Origin of the sequence: Rhodococcus sp. EPR-157 (assembly GCF_001647195.1) — a bacterium.
Classification (GTDB): domain Bacteria; phylum Actinomycetota; class Actinomycetes; order Mycobacteriales; family Mycobacteriaceae; genus Rhodococcoides.
Genome location: NZ_LVCV01000472.1, coordinates 1 through 18,877 on the forward strand (window position 1 = coordinate 1; position 18,877 = coordinate 18,877).

At 64.2% G+C, this 18,877-nt stretch carries 17 protein-coding genes and 2 tRNA genes; 11 read left to right on the top strand and 8 right to left on the bottom strand.

The window, feature by feature from the left end:
- The 5 genes from A2J03_RS21635 to A2J03_RS21655 form a co-directional block, all read left to right on the top strand.
- The coding region (locus A2J03_RS21635; protein WP_068378109.1) for a DNA gyrase C-terminal beta-propeller domain-containing protein at positions 1-1,827 on the top strand (1,827 nt) is incomplete at its 5' end.
- A 137-nt stretch (positions 1,828-1,964) separates the two neighbouring features.
- Positions 1,965-3,263, top strand: coding sequence for a DUF3566 domain-containing protein (locus A2J03_RS21640; protein WP_231912643.1), 1,299 nt, complete (start codon positions 1,965-1,967; stop codon positions 3,261-3,263).
- Positions 3,264-3,373: 110 nt separating this feature from the next.
- Positions 3,374-3,447 (top strand) — tRNA-Ile (locus tag A2J03_RS21645).
- Between the two features lie 203 nt (positions 3,448-3,650).
- Positions 3,651-3,723, top strand: a tRNA-Ala gene (locus A2J03_RS21650).
- A gap of 257 nt (positions 3,724-3,980) precedes the next feature.
- The gene (locus tag A2J03_RS21655) at positions 3,981-4,928 is read left to right on the top strand and encodes an acyl-ACP desaturase (protein ID WP_068378111.1); all 948 of its coding nucleotides are present in this window, start codon (positions 3,981-3,983) and stop codon (positions 4,926-4,928) included.
- Between the two features lie 161 nt (positions 4,929-5,089).
- Here A2J03_RS21655 and A2J03_RS30665 read toward each other — a convergent pair whose 3' ends face one another.
- Complete coding sequence (locus A2J03_RS30665; protein ID WP_156520509.1) at positions 5,090-5,242, bottom strand: hypothetical protein; 153 nt, start codon at positions 5,240-5,242, stop codon at positions 5,090-5,092.
- Here A2J03_RS30665 and A2J03_RS21660 point away from each other — a divergent pair.
- Together A2J03_RS21660 and A2J03_RS21665 are read left to right on the top strand one after the other, a co-directional pair.
- Entirely contained in the window at positions 5,232-6,230 is a 999-nt protein-coding gene (locus A2J03_RS21660) for a GGDEF domain-containing protein (RefSeq protein WP_231912644.1), read from the top strand. The genes A2J03_RS30665 and A2J03_RS21660 overlap by 11 nt on opposite strands.
- A gap of 105 nt (positions 6,231-6,335) precedes the next feature.
- Positions 6,336-7,976, top strand: a complete 1,641-nt coding sequence (locus A2J03_RS21665; protein WP_068378113.1) for an alpha/beta hydrolase — start codon at positions 6,336-6,338, stop codon at positions 7,974-7,976.
- On the opposite strand, the gene A2J03_RS21670 is transcribed toward A2J03_RS21665, so the two are convergent.
- Positions 7,919-8,332, bottom strand: coding sequence for a hypothetical protein (locus A2J03_RS21670; protein WP_068378115.1), 414 nt, complete (start codon positions 8,330-8,332; stop codon positions 7,919-7,921). The two genes, A2J03_RS21665 and A2J03_RS21670, sit on opposite strands and share 58 nt — an antisense overlap.
- A 77-nt stretch (positions 8,333-8,409) precedes the next feature.
- Here A2J03_RS21670 and A2J03_RS21675 point away from each other — a divergent pair, with 77 nt between their 5' ends.
- Positions 8,410-8,937 (top strand): peptidylprolyl isomerase, encoded by a 528-nt coding sequence (locus A2J03_RS21675; protein WP_068378136.1) that lies wholly within the window; start codon positions 8,410-8,412, stop codon positions 8,935-8,937.
- A gap of 47 nt (positions 8,938-8,984) precedes the next feature.
- Positions 8,985-9,890: a rhomboid family intramembrane serine protease gene (locus tag A2J03_RS21680; protein WP_068378116.1), complete on the top strand. Its 906-nt coding sequence runs from the start codon at positions 8,985-8,987 to the stop codon at positions 9,888-9,890.
- Between the two features lie 15 nt (positions 9,891-9,905).
- Here A2J03_RS21680 and A2J03_RS21685 read toward each other — a convergent pair whose 3' ends face one another.
- Positions 9,906-10,388 carry a PH domain-containing protein gene (locus A2J03_RS21685; protein WP_068378118.1) on the bottom strand — a complete coding sequence of 161 codons (483 nt, stop codon included), beginning with the start codon at positions 10,386-10,388 and terminating at the stop codon, positions 9,906-9,908.
- 65 nt (positions 10,389-10,453) lie between these two features.
- A complete protein-coding gene (crgA, locus tag A2J03_RS21690; RefSeq protein WP_068378120.1) occupies positions 10,454-10,717 on the bottom strand; it encodes a cell division protein CrgA in 264 nt (87 codons plus the stop codon).
- Between the two features lie 231 nt (positions 10,718-10,948).
- Here crgA and A2J03_RS21695 point away from each other — a divergent pair, with 231 nt between their 5' ends.
- Together A2J03_RS21695 and A2J03_RS21700 are read left to right on the top strand one after the other, a co-directional pair.
- On the top strand, positions 10,949-11,701 hold the full coding sequence (locus A2J03_RS21695) for a DUF881 domain-containing protein (RefSeq protein ID WP_068378122.1): 753 nt from the start codon (positions 10,949-10,951) through the stop codon (positions 11,699-11,701).
- A 38-nt stretch (positions 11,702-11,739) separates the two neighbouring features.
- The gene (locus A2J03_RS21700; RefSeq protein WP_068378124.1) at positions 11,740-12,381 is read left to right on the top strand and encodes an aminodeoxychorismate/anthranilate synthase component II; all 642 of its coding nucleotides are present in this window, start codon (positions 11,740-11,742) and stop codon (positions 12,379-12,381) included.
- Positions 12,382-12,383: 2 nt separating this feature from the next.
- On the opposite strand, the gene pknB is transcribed toward A2J03_RS21700, so the two are convergent.
- Genes pknB through A2J03_RS21720 form a run of 4 tightly spaced genes read right to left on the bottom strand, consistent with a single transcriptional unit; the run spans position 12,384 to position 18,703 of the window.
- The gene (pknB, locus tag A2J03_RS21705) at positions 12,384-14,315 is read right to left on the bottom strand and encodes a Stk1 family PASTA domain-containing Ser/Thr kinase (RefSeq protein WP_068378126.1); all 1,932 of its coding nucleotides are present in this window, start codon (positions 14,313-14,315) and stop codon (positions 12,384-12,386) included.
- A complete protein-coding gene (locus A2J03_RS21710; RefSeq protein ID WP_197480905.1) occupies positions 14,312-15,754 on the bottom strand; it encodes a serine/threonine-protein kinase in 1,443 nt (480 codons plus the stop codon). The genes pknB and A2J03_RS21710 overlap by 4 nt, the downstream gene beginning before the upstream one ends.
- Positions 15,755-15,761: 7 nt before the next feature.
- Positions 15,762-17,249 (bottom strand): peptidoglycan D,D-transpeptidase FtsI family protein, encoded by a 1,488-nt coding sequence (locus A2J03_RS21715; RefSeq protein WP_068378128.1) that lies wholly within the window; start codon positions 17,247-17,249, stop codon positions 15,762-15,764.
- Positions 17,246-18,703, bottom strand: a complete 1,458-nt coding sequence (locus tag A2J03_RS21720; protein ID WP_068378130.1) for an FtsW/RodA/SpoVE family cell cycle protein — start codon at positions 18,701-18,703, stop codon at positions 17,246-17,248. Before A2J03_RS21720 ends, A2J03_RS21715 begins: the two co-directional genes overlap by 4 nt.
- Between the last annotated feature and the right edge of the window lie 174 nt (positions 18,704-18,877).

An 18,877-nucleotide genomic window follows, 5' to 3' on the forward strand; every position in this document is an offset into this window, starting at 1 on the left:
GGCCTCATCGTCGGCAGCCAGGGAATCTCCGACGCCTACTCCACCGGTCGCGGTTCGATCCGCATGCGCGGCGTCGTGGAGATCGAAGAGGATTCCAACGGTCGTTCGACCATCGTGATCACCGAGTTGCCGTACCAGGTCAACCCGGACAACATGATCACCTCGATCGCCGAACAGGTCCGCGACGGCAAGCTGTCCGGTATCTCGAAGATCGACGACGAATCCTCCGACCGCGTCGGTATGCGCATCGTCGTCACCATAAAGCGCGATGCTGTCGCGAAGGTGGTTCTGAACAACCTCTACAAGCACTCGCAGCTGCAGACGAGCTTCGGCGCGAACATGCTCTCGATCGTCGACGGCGTCCCCCGGACGTTGCGACTCGACCAGATGATCCGCTACTACGTGGCTCATCAGCTCGACGTCATCATTCGTCGTACCCGCTACCGTCTGCGCAAGGCCGAAGAACGGGCCCACATCCTGCGTGGTCTGGTCAAGGCGCTCGATGCTCTCGACGAGGTCATCGCGCTCATCCGTCGCTCACCCGATGTCGATGCCGCGCGAACCGGCTTGATCGACTTGCTCGACGTCGACACCATCCAGGCCGATGCGATCCTCGCAATGCAGCTACGTCGCCTCGCTGCCCTCGAGCGGCAGAAGATCATCGACGAACTGGCCGAGATCGAACTCGAGATCGCCGAACTGCAGGACATCCTGGCCCGTCCGGAGCGTCAGCGGCAGATCGTTCGTGACGAGTTGGCCGAAATCGTCGAGAAGTTCGGCGACGACCGTCGAACACGCATCATCGCCAGCGATGGAGACGTCAACGACGAGGATCTGATCGCACGCGAGAACGTCGTGGTCACGATCACCGAGACCGGCTATGCCAAGCGCACCAGGACCGACCTCTACCGCTCGCAGAAGCGCGGCGGCAAGGGCGTCCAGGGTGCCGGTCTCAAGCAGGACGACATCGTCAGCAAGTTCTTCGTCTGCTCCACCCACGACTGGATCCTGTTCTTCACCACGAAGGGACGGGTCTACCGGGCGAAGGCGTACGAGCTGCCCGAGGCCAACCGAACTGCTCGAGGCCAGCATGTGGCGAACCTGCTCGCGTTCCAGCCCGACGAGCGGATCGCCCAGGTCATTCAGATCCAGACCTACGAGGATGCGCCGTACCTGGTGCTTGCCACGAAGGGTGGACTGGTCAAGAAGTCCAAGCTCACCGACTTCGATTCGAACCGCAGCGGCGGCATCGTCGCGGTGAATCTTCGAGGTGAAGACGAGTTGGTCGGTGCGGTACTGGCCTCCTCGGACGATGATCTGCTGTTGGTTTCCGCCCAGGGACAGTCGATTCGCTTCTCGGCCACCGACGAGGTGTTGCGCCCGATGGGCCGTGCCACGTCCGGTGTCCAAGGCATGCGGTTCAACGGCGAAGACCAATTGTTGTCGCTCAACGTCGTGCGCGAGGACAAGTACCTGCTGGTTGCGACGTCGGGTGGCTACTCGAAGCGCACAGCTATGGAGGATTACCCGCAACAGGGCCGAGGTGGAAAGGGCGTGCTCACAATCCAGTACGACCCGAAGCGTGGCACCCTGGTAGGTGCTCTCATCGTCGACGACGATGACGAGCTGTACGCAATCACTTCTGGTGGAGGCGTGATCCGTACCGCAGCTAAACAGGTTCGGAAGGCTGGCCGACAGACGAAGGGTGTTCGGTTGATGAATCTCGGAGAAGGCGACACACTGCTCGCTATCGCCCGTAACGCCGACGAACACGAACCGGAGCCGGGCGCAGTCTCTCCCGAAGACGAAGCACCTAAGGAGTCGTAGTGAGCACTCCCAACAGGCCTGGTAGCAGGCCCGTTCCGCCTAGCGAGCCTGCTGAGCAGCCGCGGACATCGGCGCGTCCGCAGCCAGCGGTGCGCCCAGGAACGCAGCCACCGCAGAACGGCGGAAATCGTCCGCCGGTGCGACCGCCGAACGGGCCGAGTCAGGCCCCCGGACGTCCGACTCAGCAGACCCCACCGCAGGGCGCACCTCAGCGCCCGGGAACTGCAGACGGGCCCGCCGCGGGCCGAGTGCCGCCTGCCGAGCGCTCCGGCGCTGCGGCGCCACAGCAGGCGAGTGCGCCTCCGCGACCGGCCGGCCCGGGTGCCAAGCCCGCCGCCGACCGGCCTGTCGCACCCCCGGCGTCGCGTCCCGCCGCCTCGCAGGCACGGGATCAGCAGAGGAGCGGTCAGCCGGCCAACGGTCAGCCGGCCAACGGTCAGCCGGCCAACGGTCAGCCCCAGCCGCCGATGCCACCTCGTTCGTCCGCACCAGCTCGTCCGAGCGCGGCGCAGCAGCCTCCTACCGAGGCCGCTCCCCGCGTCGAGGCCGAGCGTCCGGCACCGCCTCGGCCGGACGCACCTCGTGCCGATGAGCGCCCGTTCGATCCACTTCACGCCGGTGACGTGGCTCAGCCTGCAACTGCTGCGTTCGAGAGCCCGCAGTCCGGGCCGGTTCGGAGCGCACCCGTGCAGGGCAATGGCACTCCGCAGGGAGCACCTCCTTGGCAGCGTGGCTCCAGTCAGGGCGCGCCTCAGCAGGGTGCCCCGCAGGGATCACCCCGGTCGCCCCAGAATCAACCGCAGACGAACCTGTCGGCGCGGGGAGGCACCCTTCCACAGGGTGATCCGGCCCAGGGTGCACCGGCCGGGTACAACGGTCCGGAGAATCCAGTCGACAAGACGCAGCGTCGTGAGGCGGCCAAGAGCAAGGCTGCAGGGATCGACGGGCCGACGCGGCACATCGAGCGCAAAGATCTGGCGAAGGACATGCCGGACTTATCGGAGGTCCGGCACTCCGAGCCGGGGCCCGACGCCCAGAAAGTCGCGCAGCCAGTTGCCATAGCCGCGCGTGAGGACGGGCAGCCGCTGCGCGCGACCATCCAGCTTCGAAAGATCGACCCGTGGTCGACCCTCAAGATTTCGCTGGTCATCGCGGTGTCGCTGTTCTTCGTGTGGATGGTGGCAGTTGGCCTGCTGTACGCGGTGCTCGACGGCATGGGGGTGTGGGATCGCCTCAACAGTGCGTTCACCGAGGTCGTCAACGAATCCGGCGATGGCGGGTTGGTCAGTGCGGGCCAGGTCTTCGGCTATGCAGCCGTGATCGGCATCATCAACATGGTGTTGTTCACCGCGTTGACGACCATCGGATCGTTCATCTACAACCTGTCCTCGGATCTGGTCGGCGGCGTCGAAGTGACGTTGGCGGACCGCGACTGAGAGCTCGTACGAGGAGGCCGTATCGAGCCGTTTTGGAGTACAGCGGTTCGGTACGGTAACCTCACTCCTCGGTTCGAGAAGAGAAATATTCTTCTTCAGCCGAGGTACGAGGGCCTATAGCTCAGGCGGTTAGAGCGCTTCCCTGATAAGGAAGAGGTCGGAGGTTCAAGTCCTCCTAGGCCCACACCGGACACGACGGCGAGGTGAAAGAGAAGTGAGAATTCTCGTTCTCGTCGGCGTGGTGGTAGCAGTGGTGGTAGCAGTGTCGAAGGTGCGGTCGGTTCGCAGCGGAGACGGTGTCTGGCACGAAGTTTCCACCGCCTGAAAGGGTTCGCAAGCGTGTAAGGTATTGTTCGCTTGCGCAGTTCGAGAATTACAGTTACACCCGGGGCCTTAGCTCAGTTGGTAGAGCGCTGCCTTTGCAAGGCAGATGTCAGGAGTTCGAATCTCCTAGGCTCCACAGAAGGAAGAGAAGGACGCCCAACTTCGGTTGAGCGTCCTTTTTCGTATCCGGCCCGTCATTCCAGCCGATTTGCCGGTTGTGATCCCAGCCAATGGATGTAGCTGCGCAGTGCTGACATCTCCAGACATGACGAGCATCGGTGACGCTCACCACACAAGTCACCTAGCGTTCAGCTGATAATCGAACGCGTCACGTCGGCTCTTCCTGTCAGCCGACCGCGTCTGAAACTTTGTGAACCGTGTGAAGGAAACAAGATGCGCAACCTCGATCACACCGAATTGTTGACCGAGCTCGAAGAGACGCTGGAACAGAACCTGAACCGCCATCTCTCCATGGCCAAAGAATGGCACCCACACGACTACATTCCGTGGGACGAAGGTCGTAACTTCGCCGCTATGGGAGGCGACGACTGGGACGAATCGCAATCGAGACTGTCGGACCTTGCTCGCACCGCGATGATCACCAACCTGCTTACCGAAGACAATTTGCCGTCGTACCACCGGGGTCTGGCCGACAACTTCTCGCTCGACGGCGCGTGGGGCACCTGGGTCGGTCGCTGGACCGCCGAAGAGAACCGCCACGGAATAGTTATGCGCGACTATCTCGTCGTTACACGTGCCGTCGATCCCGTCGAACTGGAACGTGCGCGCATGCAGCACATGACCACCGGGGTCGATGCCCCGATGGACGGCGCGAACTTCCTGCATTCGGTGGCCTACGTGACCCTGCAGGAACTGGCCACGAGAGTGTCGCACCGCAACACCGGCCTGGCGTGCGGGGACGAGGTTGCCGATCGAATGCTCGCCCGAGTAGCCGCCGACGAGAACCTGCACATGATCTTCTACCGCAACCTCGGTGCCGCCGCGCTCGACCTCACTCCGGATCAGATGGTCCGAGCAATCGCCGACGTAGCAACCGACTTCGCGATGCCGGGGCTGAACATGCCCAACTTCCGCAAGAACGCGATGGCCTTGGCCAAGTACGGCATCTACGACCTCCGTCAGCACCTGGACGAGGTCCTGATGCCGGTGCTGCGCAAATGGCAAATTTTCGAACGCAACGACTTCTCCGGCGAGGGCGAGAAGGACAGAGATCGTCTCGCGGTCTTCGTCGACGAGCTTGCCGCCAAAGCCACCAAATTCGAAGAATCCCGGGACCGACTCCTGGCCCGAGAGGCGGCCCGCGCGGAACTCGTCTCCTGAGCCTCCCGCGCCTCCTTTGGGTCGCTCCGCTGGCTGCGGTGATAGGGGCTCCGCCCCCAGTGGCACGGTTGAGTGTGCTGGGGTGCACTCAACCGCGCCACTGCGGCGGAGCCGTAGCCACCGAGCGCTCCCGTCCCGACCTCCAATACCGGTGGAAAGTGTTAAAGTCCCGCACGAGCGACGTCGCCGTCGACACTGAGCGCGATGTCCTGGGGAGGGGTGGGTAGTGATGCGACCTCGTCGGGAAGCCGCTCCCACATATGCCCCGTACCGGTTCGAGGTGCAGTCCGCATGATCGACCGAATGATGTCCATGACATCGAAACTCGACGAGTCGGGGCTCACCCTCCTGGTGTACATCGTCGCCACCACACTTCTCTTCGGTGCAAGCGGAAGTGCGTCGTGGGGTAGTTCCGATTCGCTGGAACGTGGCGCGCTCTTCCTCTCGGTCGCGCTGGGCATCATCGCAGCCGTGATGCTGATGCGCACCATGGGACCGAGCCCGAGACGCACCATCGGTGCGGTGACATTCATGGGCATTCTTGCCGTAGCTCTGTCGTTTGCAGCGAGCCACACCCTTGCGGCATTCCTCGTCTGCGTCCAAGCCACCATGTTTCTCGGCATGCACATCGGCGCATTCTGGTCCGAACGCAACGCCGGGATCTGGGTTGCCGTACTCGCTGTCTCTGCGGTTGCCGGCGCTGCGATCGGGCCCTACGAATCCTCGATAATCGCCTACGTTCTGATCGCTCTCGGCGTGGTCGGAGCCACCGAGGTGTTCGGTGCATTCGCTCGTCGTATGCGCTACACCGCCACCCACGACGCCCTCACCGGACTCTTGAACAGATTCGGATTCGAATCCAAGGTGGAGAAGATGCTGCCGGCATGTGCCGCGCGTGGACTCTCGGTCAGCATGGCTGTACTCGATCTGGACAACTTCAAGCAGATCAACGACGAATACGGTCACATCGCCGGTGACGTTCTGCTGGCACGTGTTTCGAAGGCTTGGAAAGCGGAGTTGAGCCGCCGCGACGTGTTGGGCCGGCTCGGCGGTGACGAGTTCGTGCTTTTCATGCCCGGCGTCCTCGAAGCGGAAGCGTGGCAGATCATCGATCGTCTGCGACGGGCGCATCGCGCGGAGTGGAGTGTCGGCCTCGTGTGCATGCCCTCCGGCCGGCGTTGGGCCGAGCTCTATCGGGCCGCCGACGCAGACCTGTACCGGGCGAAGCGCAGTCGCCCGTCCACAGTGAAGCCTGTGCAAGAGTCCGGTCCGGACGAAACGGAGTGGAGAATAGCGCGTTGACCCACTCTCCACACAATCGATCCACAGCCTGGGGATAGATTTCCTGGACCCTCCGGTTCCCGAGGTTGACTACCCCTACGTCGACACATCGATGAGGGGTGGGACATGGTGTCGTGGAGCGAGATTCAACAGTGGAACCCGTCGGAGATCTCGCACCTGGGGCATCAAGTGAGCGACACCGCAGACAGGCTCCGGTTCAGCGGAGATGCGGTGCTTTCGCTCACGCGTGAGCTTCTATGGCGTGGTGAGGCGGCCGACGCGGCCCGGTCTGCGATGGCTCGTGCATGGGAGCACTATCACGACTCGGCGCGCACACTCGAGCGCATCGGACGGTGTCTCGCCGATCTCGCCGACGACATGTATCCGGTGCGGTCAGTAGTACGCGAGTGCGAATCGAGTAGCGACGAGCACGCCCTCGAAATCGACTCCGACGGCACAGTCAGTGACGGAATCATCGTGTACAGCACCAGTTCCGAGGACGCGTGGGACACAGCGCGCAGCCGAGCGCGTCTGCGTCGCGATCTCGCCGAGCGGGTGAACGAGGTAGTCCGGCGCGCCACGGAGATCGATCGGAATGCGGCTGTTGATCTGACCCGAATCGGTGACGACGTTCCCGTCGAACCTGCGAGGCTCACCGTGCAGGACGGCACCGCATCGGCAACCTCGGCGTTCTGGGAGTTGCTACCGCAGTCCGAGCGAACCTCGCTCCTGGTGAACGACCCCGGATCCGCCGGCAACCTCGCCCGCCTACCGGCTGATGTCCGCGATGCAGCGAACAGGAGGGTTCTCGTGCGCGAGCGCGCCCGGCTGGAGGACGTTGCCGACGAACTGACGCGGCGGCTCGACTCAGCCCTCTTCGGTGGTCTCTTCGACAACGCCGACGCAGGATTGGCGCAGACGAGGAAGCGCCTCGACGCTCTCGACGCCATCTCGACTGTCCTCGACCAGGGAAATCGCCAGCTCCTGGTGCTGGACAACTCGAGCGCCGAAGACACGTTGGCAGCCATCGCTGTCGGCAACGTCCACACTGCTACACACGTCGCAGTCTTCGTTCCTGGTCTGGACTCCGATGTCAGCGGCGACGTGCAACGCTACGACAGCGACATGGACGCACTCGAACAGACTGTGCGCGAACTCATTTCACCTGGCGAGAGTGTCGCGTGCGTGACATGGATGGACTATCAGGCCCCGCAACTGGGGTGGAGTCTGCTCGATCCGGAGCGCACGGTCCTCTCGTCCGCGGCCGCTGCGATCGGTGCACCGCGCCTGGCGTCGTTTCTCGACGGACTCGATGCCGCGCGCGCCGCGGACCCACATCTGACGCTGCTCGGACATTCGTACGGTTCGCTGACCGCCGCTCTCGCGCTGCGTGGAACCGATGGCACGGGAGTCGACGAGATGGTTGCGGTGGGTTCCCCTGGGCTGGGATTCGACGACGTTTCCCAGCTGTCCGTTCCACCCGGCCATCTGTTCGTCGGCGAATCACGTGGCGACCTGGTGGCGGACACCGGACTGTTCGGTGGCGATCCGAGCGAACTGGACGGCGTACGCGCGCTGTCCACTCGTTCGGCGGACGGCACGCTGGCGAACAGCCACGGTCACAGCGAGTACCTCACCGATGACACCGTGACTCAGCGCAGTATCGCTCTCGTCGTCTCCGGCAGACCGACGAAGTTTCTTGACTGCTGCTACTTGCGCGCCTCGTGCGCCGAGGATCCGTTGACCGGCGTCGGAGTCTCGTTGTAGTCGTCCAGGCTCGGCGGCGCATCTGCCGGTTCGACGAACGTGTTCCGGCGCTTGGCGACGACAATCGCGATCCCCGCCGCTGCACCGAACAGCGAGCCGAACACGACGAACTCTCTCGTCTTCGTGCCGAGGATCGACCCGCGCGCGGACTTGGTGGGCTGCGGTGCGGAGGCTGCCTCTGCACGATGAGTCTTGCGCCGATCGGCTTCACGCCGTGCCAGCGCGTATCCACGCGTGGCGACCTGTAGCCCGACCCCCGCGGATCCGGTCCCGAAGATCTTCGCCGCCTTGATCAAATTTCCGCCGGTGCCCGCAGCGACGCCCCGGAGGTGCGCAGACTTCGATGTGCTCGTCATGCCTCCACTGTTCCACAACGTGGGTGCGAATGACCGTCACCGTTTCGGCCGGTGCCCGTCAATGGCACGATGGTGGGGTGACTTCACCAAACAAGACATCGACGGCAACGCTGCACACCAACCGCGGCGACATCATCATCGAACTGTTCGGCAACCACGCGCCGAAGACGGTCGAGAACTTCACCGGTCTCGCAGACGGAACGAAGGACTACTCGACCACCAACGCCTCGGGCGGAAAGTCCGGACCGTTCTACGACGGCGCTGTCTTCCACCGCGTCATCGACGGCTTCATGATCCAGGGCGGCGACCCGACCGGAACCGGCAGCGGCGGACCGGGCTACAAGTTCGGCGACGAGTTCCACCCGGAGCTTTCCTTCGACCGCCCGTACCTGCTGGCCATGGCCAACGCCGGACCGGGAACCAACGGTTCGCAGTTCTTCATCACCACCGGCAAGACCCCGCACCTCAACCGCAAGCACACCATCTTCGGCGAGGTGACCGACGACGCATCGAAGAAGGTCGTGGACGCCATCTCCGGCACCCCCGTCGGGCGCGGCGACCGTCCCGTCGACGAGGTTGTCATCAACAGCATCACCCTGGCCTGAATCGACCAGCCTGCTGTAGGCACTTCTGCGTGGAGGACTGACAGACCATGACGAACCCCGGCTGGGGTGGCGCGCACGGCAACGAGCCCACCCCACCTCAGTCGAGGTGTGTCCGACACCCCGAGCGTCCCACCGGTCTCGCATGCTCGAGATGCGGCAGGCCGGCGTGCCCGGAGTGCCTACAGCCCGCTGCAGTCGGCCAACACTGCGTCGATTGCGTTCGCGCTGGTAACGCATCGGTGCGTCGGGCACGAACTGTGGCCGGTGCACCGACGGGTGCCGCTTACGGCCGCGTCACGTACATCCTGATGGGGTTGAACGTGCTGGCGTTCGCGGTGACGGCGCTGCAGTCCCGCAGCCTGCTGGACAACACCGCGAACTCGTCCCTGTTCGACGCCTGGGCTCTGTTTCCACCGGCGGTGGCGACCGGCGATGTCGAGCGAATTCTCGGTAGCGGCTTCCTGCACATCGGACCGATACATCTGCTGGTCAACATGTTCGCCCTCTACATCATCGGCAGAGACGTCGAGGCCATTCTGGGCCGAGCACGGTACGTTGCCGTCTACGCGGTGTCACTTCTCGGCGGCAGTGCGTCGGTGATGGTCCTCGAAGCGCCGATCAGTCTCACCGCAGGTGCGTCGGGCGCGATCTTCGGACTGCTCGGTGCGCAAGCGGTCATTCTTCTCAAGCTCAAGCGAAGCCCGACGCCGGTTCTCGTCGTGATCGGACTGAACATCGTCATCAGCATCTCGATCCCCGGCATCTCATTGTGGGGCCACGTGGGCGGGCTCGTGGCGGGTGCCGCTGCCACTGCCGGCATTCTCTTTCTGCCCAACAACACACGGTCCTCGCAGGGCCGGATGGGCTGGATCGCCGTGGCCGGCGTTGCCGCACTCGCCGTGGCCGTCATCGCCGTTCGAGCCCTGGACCTGCGGTCTCAGATGGGCCTGTAGCTCACTCGCCAACGATCAACGCGCATCAGGCACGAACCCGCCGCGCTCGAGGGCGTCGTAGACGTCCTGTGGATTCGTCCCCAGATCCCACCGACCGAAGATGACCAATCGGTCGTCGTCTTCCCCGGCGCGGCGGACGTCTATCTCGAGCATCGGTACGCGTCGTCCGAGGCGCGGGTACCTCACCGTCTTGATTCGTACGATCTCGTCGCGTCGATACGTCCGGACGCCGGTGAGTCGCTTCATCGACACTGTGCTGTCGGTCATCCACAGACGTGGTCGCTGGTAGGCCGCGAAACCGGCAATTATCCACAGGCCGAGAGCCGCTACTGTCACCAGGAACCGGCCAGCGGGATCCGTATCCGTCAATATCGCAGCGATGACCAGCGCTAATCCGCCGACGGCGAGTGCGAACACGGCCGGCATCGGCGTCGCCCACTTCTGTTCATCCACACCCTGGGGATTGCCGGATAAGTTATCCACAGGCTTTATCCACATTGGGGATGAATAACACGCGTGTAAGTAGCTCGGTTCGACACCGCCTGATCAACGACACCGGCTGATCAACGCCACCGCATGGTCATGATGAGTCCGACAACCATGAAGCCGAAACCGATCAAGAAGTTCCACGCTCCAAGGCTGTTCATCCAGGAGATGTCCTCTGCTGCCAGGTAGTACACGAGCAGCCACAGCAGCCCGACCAGCATGAATCCCAACATCACTCCGACATACAACGGACTCGACGGGCCGGCCTTCACCGAACCGGGAGTGCGCGTCCCCGGTGCGATCACATAGTCCTTCTTCTTACGAACCTTCGACTTCGGCATGCTTTTCCCTTCGTTGTCGTTACTGCAGTCCCGATACCTCGCCTGTGGATACAGGTTGTGGACAACTGTCGCAGGCCTGTCAGTGACATGGGCCCTGCCGCATATTCCAACCCTTGCATCGCCCGGCGAGTGGAGCAGGTAGCGTCTGGTGCTGACACATGCCCACAGTTGCGCACATGCCCTGTACACGCTAGCTCAGCGGAAACGCGGGTGAGAGCACCGGAGGAGTACATGCCCTCGGACAACGCGCGCACGAAGACGACATCGTGGGTCTGGCAGATACTCACGGTCGTCGTGTGCCTCGTTGTCGGGATGTTGTTGGCGACGACGAGGCAGTTCTCGCACGGCGACGAGATTCGCCGCAGTGACACGACGAGGCTGTCTACCTTGGTGAGGTCCGCGCAGGTCAGCGCCGATGACGCCGAGGAAACACGAGACGACCTGGCCGCGCGGGTCGAGGCACTTCGGAACACGGCGGGCACGGTCGACGCCGACGTCGGTGACGCTCTGGCGCAGGCTCAACCGTTGATGGCTCCCGCGGGTCTGACAGCCGAGTCGGGGCCGGGCGTCGTAGTGACGATGACGGATGCCCCGAGAGGTCAAGACGGGCGCTACGCCTCGGACGCGTCGCCCGACGATCTCGTCGTACATCAACAGGACGTGCAGAGCGTGCTCAACGCATTGTGGGCAGGCGGGGCGACTGCGATTGCGATGCAGGACCAACGAATAGCAAGTCGGGTTGCGCCCCGATGTATCGGAAACACCCTGCTGCTGGGTGGCCGCACGTACAGCCCGCCGTATGTGGTGACGGCGATCGGGGATCCGACCGAGCTGTCGGCTGCACTCGATCGGGAGCCTGGCGTCACCGTGTTTCGTCAGTACGCATTGCGATACGGCCTCGGATACACCTCGGAGGTATCCGGGCAAGTGGACGTCCCGGCGTACGACGGGTCGATCAGGATGCAGTACGCCCAGCCAGGGTGAACTGTCGGTCGGATACGACACTGGCTTACGCTGGCCCTATGCGCATTCTCGTCGTCGACAACTACGACAGCTTCGTCTTCAACCTGGTTCAGTACCTCGGCCAGCTCGGCGTGGACGCGACCGTCTGGCGCAACGACGATCCGCGTTTGGACGACAGGGATGCAGTGGCCCGCGAGTTCGACGGCATTCTGCTCAGCCCCGGCCCCGGCACACCGCAGCGAGCAGGCGCGACGATGGACCTGGTGACCGCAGCGGCGACAGCAAGAACCCCGCTGCTCGGAGTGTGCCTCGGGCATCAGGCGATCGGAGCAGCCTTCGGAGCGACGGTCGATCGTGCTCCGGAGCTCCTGCACGGAAAGACCAGTTCGGTCGACCACATCGGTGTGGGCGTTCTCGAGGGCATGCCGCAGCCGTTCACGGCCACCCGCTATCACTCGTTGACTGTCCTCGAGGACACCATCCCCGAAGAACTGGAAGTCACCGCACGAACGGCGTCGGGGCTGGTGATGGCGATGCGACATCGAGAGCTGCCGATTCACGGAGTGCAATTCCACCCGGAGTCGATCCTTACCCAAGGCGGTCACCGGATGCTGGCGAACTGGCTGTCGATCTGTGGTGCCGAATCGGACGACGACCTGATCGGTCAGCTGGAGGCGCAGGTCGCGCTCGCGTTCCGCTAGCGCTACCTGCTGGGTATCCCCAGTACACCGAGGCTGATGTTCACAGTCTGTGACTTGGTGATCTCCGACCCTGCGGGTTCGGCCTGATTCACCACGCGGTTGACCATGGTCGGATCGAGAGTGCTCTCCTGCGAGGTCACGATGCTTGTCGCCGAACCAGTCCACCCTGCTGCCTCGAGGGCGGTCTGTGCCTGTGCCGCGGTCAGCCCCAGTAGATCCGGCATGGGGATCTTGTCGCCATTGGACACGCGCAACGTGACGGTGTCGCCGGCGACTGCATTGGACCCACCGGCAGGGCTGGTCGAGACGACCTCGCCGACCGGCTGGCCCGAGTCGATGTTCTCGATCTTCACTTGGAAGCCCGCACCCTCGACGTTGGGCTGCGCTACGTCGACCTGCTGCCCGACGACGTTGGGCACTCGCACCTGCGCCGGTCCGCTGCCCAGGGTGATCTTCACCAAGGATCCGACGGTGATCCCGACTCCCGAAGATGGGTTCTGTTCGACGACCTTGTCGAGGTTCTCCGGTGTCGACGTTGCACGAGCGACGGTGCCGTCGAGTTCCAGTCCGAGTGATGAAAGTGCTTGCGCAGCCTGCTGTTGGGTCTTGCCGGCGAGCTGCGGAACCTGGACCTGTTCCGGTCCGGTGGACACGTCCAGGTTGACGGTGCTCTTCGTGTCGACCTCGGCACCCGCCCCCGGCCTCGTAGCAATCACGGCACCGGTGGGAACCGTCGCGTCGGACTTCTCCACGATGTCGAATCGGAGGTCTGCTTCCGCGAGCCGTGCCTGGGCGTCGGATGTCGACAGACCGGTCACATCGGGAATGGCGACACGAGCCGGAGACGAGCCGGGACCGAGAGACCACAGGAACGCCCCGACGATTGCGACGACCACGATGGCAGCGAGAGACAGCAGAGCGATTCGCATGCCGCGGCGTCGCGGACCCTCGTCCTCGACACCCGCGTGTCGGCCGCCGCCCGTGCTCGGAGGCTCCGACGCGGCGGACGAGCGTGGAAGTGGAGCCCGCGCATCCATCGAGCCGAGAATCGTGGTGCGATCCTCGTCGTTCATGACCGTCGGCGCGCTCGGACGTTGGCCGCCGAGCACGCGGACCAGGTCGGTGCGCATCTCGGCAGCGGACTGATACCGGTTCGCCGGGTTCTTGGCCATTGCCTTGAGGATGATCGAATCCAGTTCACGAGGCACGTCCGCATTGACGCGCGACGGCAACTCGGGATCCTCGCGCACGTGCTGGTACGCCACGGCGACGGGAGAGTCGCCCTTGAACGGCGGTTCCCCGGTCAGGACCTCGAACAGGACGCAGCCGAGCGAATAGACGTCGGACCGGGCGTCGACCTGCTCGCCCCGCGCCTGCTCCGGCGAAAGGTACTGGGCGGTGCCGATGACGGCTGCGGTCTGCGTCATCGGACTCGAGCTGTCCGCAATGGCCCTGGCGATGCCGAAGTCCATCACCTTGACCGCACCCGCGTTGTTGATCATCACGTTCGCAGGTTTGACGTCACGGTGGACGATCCCGTTGCGGTGCGAGAAGTCGAGTGCCGCACACACGTCGGCGATGACCTCCATCGCATGACGCGGCGCCATCGGGCCTTCGCCTCGAACGATGTCACGCAGCGTGCTGCCCTCGACATATTCCATGACGATGAACGGCAGTGGACCCGCTTCGGTCTCCGCCTCGCCGGTGTCGTACACAGCGACGATGGCAGGGTGGTTGAGTGCTGCCGCGTTCTGCGCTTCACGGCGGAAACGTAGGTAGAACGTCGGGTCGCGCGCAAGGTCTGCACGAAGCACCTTGATCGCCACGTCGCGATCGAGCCGGTTGTCGCGCGCCAGATGGACTTCGGACATGCCGCCGAATCCGAGAATCTCGCCCAACTCGTAGCGGGACGAGAGGTTGCGGGGGGTCGTCATCGCTGTCCTTGTCGATCAGTGCCAGAAGAACTTTCGTCCGCGAAGGGGGTTCCGGCGGCCTGCGGTTCCTCGTCGTCGCCGCCCCCTGTCCCGGGGAGGCCCGGAATGGTGAACGAGGGGATCGTGATCCCGCCGTTGGTGGTCGTCGTCGGCTGCGTCGTGGTCGTCGGAGCCGTCGTCGTCGGCTGCGTCGTGGTGGTCGTCGGTTCGGTCGTCGTCGGTTCCGTGGTGGTCGTCGTCGGTTCCGTTGTCGTGGTTGTCGTAGTGGTCGTCGGTTCCGTGGTGGTCGTCGTGGTCCGCTGCGTCGTAGTGGGCGGAGTGAAAGGAGCCGGAGTCTCGTCTTCGCGGTTCAACAGCACGAAACCACCGATGAGGATGGCAAGCAGCAACAGACCGGCGCCGCCCCACGCGAGAGCCTTCTGCGCCGACGACATTCCGGTAGGTTCCGGCTCCGCAGGGGCGACGGCGCCTGCGCGAGGCCCGGTGTACTGATTGTGCGACGTCGGCATCATCTGAGTGCTGCTCGGTGCCGGTGCCGCAACCACGCCGGGCATCATGACCCTGCCGGTCCCGGTTCCTCTGCTGGTGCCCGGCGCGGGCGGTCTGCGGCCGGCACGGACTGCGGCGACTGCATCTGCGAACTCGCCACCGTTCGCGTAGCGAGCAGCGGGGTCCTTCGCCATAGTGATCTCGATCAGTTCCCGAACACCGGGAGGCAGGTCCGACGGCAGAGGTGCCGGTGTGTCGCGGACATGCTTCATCGCGACGGTAAGAGCGCCGTCGCCGACGAACGGACGGGTCCCGGACAGCACCTCGTACCCGACGACACCGAGGGAGTACACATCACTGGCCGAGGTCGCTTCTTCTCCCAGCGCCTGTTCGGGAGCAATGTACTGGGCAGTGCCCATCACCATGCCGGTTCTCGTCACCGGTGATGCGTCGACTGCCTTCGCGATACCGAAGTCGGTGATCTTCACCAGACCGGCGGGAGTGATCAGGATGTTGCCGGGCTTGACGTCCCGGTGCACGACGCCGGCCGAGTGCGCAATCTGAAGCGAGCGGCCGGTCTGCTCGAGCATGTCGAGAGCGTGACCGAGTGGCAGTCGTCCGATCCGTCCCAGCACAGCGTTGAGCGGCTCGCCGTTGACGAGTTCCATCACCAGGTACGCGAGCGACTCACCCGCTTCGTCGCGCGTCTCGCCGTAGTCGTACACCCCTGCGATGCCGGGGTGATTGAGCTGCGCAGTAGTACGAGCCTCGAAGCGGAACCGCTGCAAGAACTCCGGGTCCTCGGAGAACTCGGCTTTGAGCACTTTGACCGCGACCTTGCGATCGAGGCGATTGTCCATCGCCTCCCACACCTGTCCCATTCCGCCCGTCGCGATCAATCGCAACAGACGGTAGCGCTGTGCAATGACTGCACCGTTTTTCAGTGGCACGAGATGCTCACCTCCCCTGCAATCCGGCAGCGATGACAGCGCGTCCGACCGGAGCTGCAACCGACCCGCCGGTCGCAGCGAGGGCACGGTCGCCGCCGTCCTCCACGATGACGGCAATGGCAATTTTCGGGTCCTCAGCAGGCGCGAAGCCGATGTACCAGGCGTGCGGCGGTGTGTTCCGCGGGTCGGTACCGTGCTCGGCGGTGCCGGTCTTCGACGCGATCTGAACGCCGGCGATCTTGCCCTCGCCGCCGGTGTTGTTCTCGGAACCGATCATCAGCGACGTCAGTGTCGCTGCGGTCTCGGCGCTGATCGCCTGGCCCCTCGAGTCGGGGGCCGTCGTCGACAAGTTCGACAGGTCGGGTGACTGCAACTGGCTGACCATGTGCGGGGCCATCCGGACGCCACCGTTGGCGACGGTCGCCGCGATCACCGCGTCCTGGAGTGGGGTCAGCGCGACGTCGCGCTGACCGATGCTGCTCTGACCGAGGGCCGCGTCGTCCGGAATCGATCCGATGGTGCTGTCGGCAACGGGAAGCGGCAGCGACGTGGTCTCCTCACCGATTCCGAAGGCGCTCGCCGTGTCGCGGAGGGCGTCGGCGCCGGTGTTGATTCCGAGTTCTACGAACGCGGTGTTGCACGAGCGGGCGAAGGCTTCCCGAAGCGACGCGGTCGCGCCGCCGCCGCAGGTGCTCCCGTTGTAGTTCTCGAGGGACGTCTCGGTGTCCGGCAGAGTGATCGTGGACGCAGCTGTCAGCTGATCATCGGGGCTTGCCCCGTTCTCCAGAGCCGCAGCTGTCACCAGAACCTTGAATGTCGACCCGGGCGGATACGTGGCCGAGATCGCCCGGTTGAGCAGAGGCTTGTCCGGGTCGGAGTTGAGTTGGTCCCACGCTTCGCTGGTTTGGGCACCATCGTGGCTCGCCAGCAGGTTCGGGTCGTAGCTGGGCGAGCTGGCCATCGCGAGGACTCTTCCTGTCGACGGCTCGATCGCAACCACGGCGCCGGTGTAACCGCGGGAGAACAGTTGGTCGTAGGCGACCTGCTGCACAACGGGGTCGATCGTCGTGACGACGTTTCCGCCGCGCGGATCACGACCGGAGATCAGATCGAACAGTCGGCGACCGAAAAGGCGGTCGTCGGAGCCGTTGAGCACCTGATCCTCGGTGCGTTCGAGCCCGGTGCTCGAGTACAGCATCGAATAGAACCCGGTCACCGGAGCGTTTGCCATCGGACTGTTGGGAGCCAGCTGATTCGGCGGATACGTGCGCAGGTACTTGTACCGATCGTCGGTCGAGATCGATGCGGCCAGCACCTGTCCGCCCGCCGAGATCTGTCCACGCTGACGGGAGTACTCGTCGAGCAGCACCCGGGAGTTGCGAGGATCGGAACGCAAGTCGTCGGCCTTGATCACCTGCAGGTACGTGGCGTTCGCCAGCAGCGCGACGACCATCACCATGACGGCGATGGACACGCGGCGGAGAGGAGTGTTCATGAGCGTTTCACCATCTCGGTCGGCGCCTCCGCGATCGGGGCTGCCGGGGCCGGCTTCTTCTTCGGCGTCGCGGGTTCACGTGCGGCGTCGGAGATCTTGATCAGTAGTGCGAGAAGCAAGTAGTTGGCGAGAAGCGACGATCCTCCGTAGGACAGATAGGGCGTGGTCAGCCCGGTGAGCGGAATGAGCTTGGTGACGCCGCCGACGACGACGAACAGCTGGATCGCGACGGTGAACGACAGGCCGGCGGCGAGAAGCTTGCCGAAGCTGTCGCGGACTGCGAGCGCGGTGCGGAGGCCACGGATGATGAACACCAGGTACAGGATCAGAACGGCGGTGAGGCCGATGAGGCCGAGCTCTTCACCGACCGCGGCGATGATGAAGTCCGTCTTCGCGAACGGAACCTGGGACGGTCGTCCACTGCCCAGGCCGGTGCCGGCGAGTCCACCCGTCGCGAAGCTGAACATCGACTGGACGATCTGGTAGCCGGTGTCGTTGTAGTCGTCGAAGGGATGAAGCCAGGTGTCGGTGCGGATCTTGACGTGGCCGAACACCTGGTAGGCGAAGAGAAATCCGACCAGAAGCAGACCGAAACCGATGATGAGCCAGCCGACGCGTTCGGTGGCGATGTAGATCATCACCAACACCGTGCCGAAGATCAGCAGTGAAGACCCGAGGTCCTTCTCGAACACGAGAACGCCGACGGAGACGATCCACACCAGCAGGATCGGTCCGAGATCACGCCCGCGAGGAAAGTCCATGCCGAGGAAGTGCTTGCCGGCCGTGGTGAACAGCTCACGCTTGGCGACGAGCAGCGACGCGAAGAAGATCAACAGCAGGATCTTGGCGAACTCGCCGGGCTGAATACTGAACCCGGGCAGCCTGATCCAGATCTTGGACCCGTTCACCTCGGAAAAGGCCGACGGGAGAAGCGCCGGGATTGCCAACAGCACCAGACCGCACAGCCCGACGGTGTAGCTGTACCGAGCCAGCGTGCGGTAGTCGCGGAGAAGCACGAGGAGTGCAATGAAACCGGCGATCGCGAGCGTCGTCCACAGCACCTGCTGGGTCGCGTCGGGCGACGGGATCTCCTGGCCCAGATATTCGGCCGATTGCTGATCGGCCAAGTCGAGTCGATGGATCAGCACCAAACCGAGTCCGTTGAGCAACGCCACGATCGGGAGCAGCAGTGGATCTGCGTACGGCGCGAACCGTCGCACCGCCAGATGCGCAACCGTGACGAGCGCGAGATAGGCGAGGCCGTACTTGGCCAGATCCCACGTGACGGCCTGTTCCTGGCTCGCCTCGACGAGCACCAGCGAGAACGTGGTGATCAGAACCGCGATGCCGAGGAGCAGCAGTTCGACGTTGCGGCGATTGGACTGGATGGGAGCAGGCGCAAATCCGCCCGGTGGGCTCGGAAAGGACGCCCCCACAGATGGATTGGAACTCATCAAGTACCGGCCCTGCAGTTCTGGCCAGGCAGTTGTGGCACCGTCGGCGCGGGTGTGGTGGTGGGGGCCGCTTCCGTCGGAGGAGCGGCTGGATCTGCGGGAGGTGCGGCTGGATCTGCGGGAGGTGCGGCGGGAGGCGCCGAAGTGGGCGCGGGCGCCGGGGTTTCGGTGGTC

What these genes read in the sequence shown, in the direction of transcription:
- A2J03_RS21680 (WP_068378116.1), top strand. Translation starts at nt 8,985, where the DNA reads ATGACGAACCCCGGCTGGGGTGGCGCGCACGGCAACGAGCCCACCCCA.
- A2J03_RS21715 (WP_068378128.1), bottom strand. Translation starts at nt 17,249, where the DNA reads ATGAACACTCCTCTCCGCCGCGTGTCCATCGCCGTCATGGTGATGGTC.
- A2J03_RS21670 (WP_068378115.1), bottom strand. Translation starts at nt 8,332, where the DNA reads ATGACGAGCACATCGAAGTCTGCGCACCTCCGGGGCGTCGCTGCGGGC.
- A2J03_RS21695 (WP_068378122.1), top strand. Translation starts at nt 10,949, where the DNA reads ATGCCCTCGGACAACGCGCGCACGAAGACGACATCGTGGGTCTGGCAG.
- A2J03_RS21660 (WP_231912644.1), top strand. Translation starts at nt 5,232, where the DNA reads ATGATGTCCATGACATCGAAACTCGACGAGTCGGGGCTCACCCTCCTG.
- A2J03_RS21665 (WP_068378113.1), top strand. Translation starts at nt 6,336, where the DNA reads ATGGTGTCGTGGAGCGAGATTCAACAGTGGAACCCGTCGGAGATCTCG.
- A2J03_RS21720 (WP_068378130.1), bottom strand. Translation starts at nt 18,703, where the DNA reads ATGAGTTCCAATCCATCTGTGGGGGCGTCCTTTCCGAGCCCACCGGGC.
- crgA (WP_068378120.1), bottom strand. Translation starts at nt 10,717, where the DNA reads ATGCCGAAGTCGAAGGTTCGTAAGAAGAAGGACTATGTGATCGCACCG.
- A2J03_RS21655 (WP_068378111.1), top strand. Translation starts at nt 3,981, where the DNA reads ATGCGCAACCTCGATCACACCGAATTGTTGACCGAGCTCGAAGAGACG.
- A2J03_RS21685 (WP_068378118.1), bottom strand. Translation starts at nt 10,388, where the DNA reads ATGTGGATAAAGCCTGTGGATAACTTATCCGGCAATCCCCAGGGTGTG.
- A2J03_RS21700 (WP_068378124.1), top strand. Translation starts at nt 11,740, where the DNA reads ATGCGCATTCTCGTCGTCGACAACTACGACAGCTTCGTCTTCAACCTG.
- pknB (WP_068378126.1), bottom strand. Translation starts at nt 14,315, where the DNA reads ATGACGACCCCCCGCAACCTCTCGTCCCGCTACGAGTTGGGCGAGATT.
- A2J03_RS30665 (WP_156520509.1), bottom strand. Translation starts at nt 5,242, where the DNA reads ATGGACATCATTCGGTCGATCATGCGGACTGCACCTCGAACCGGTACG.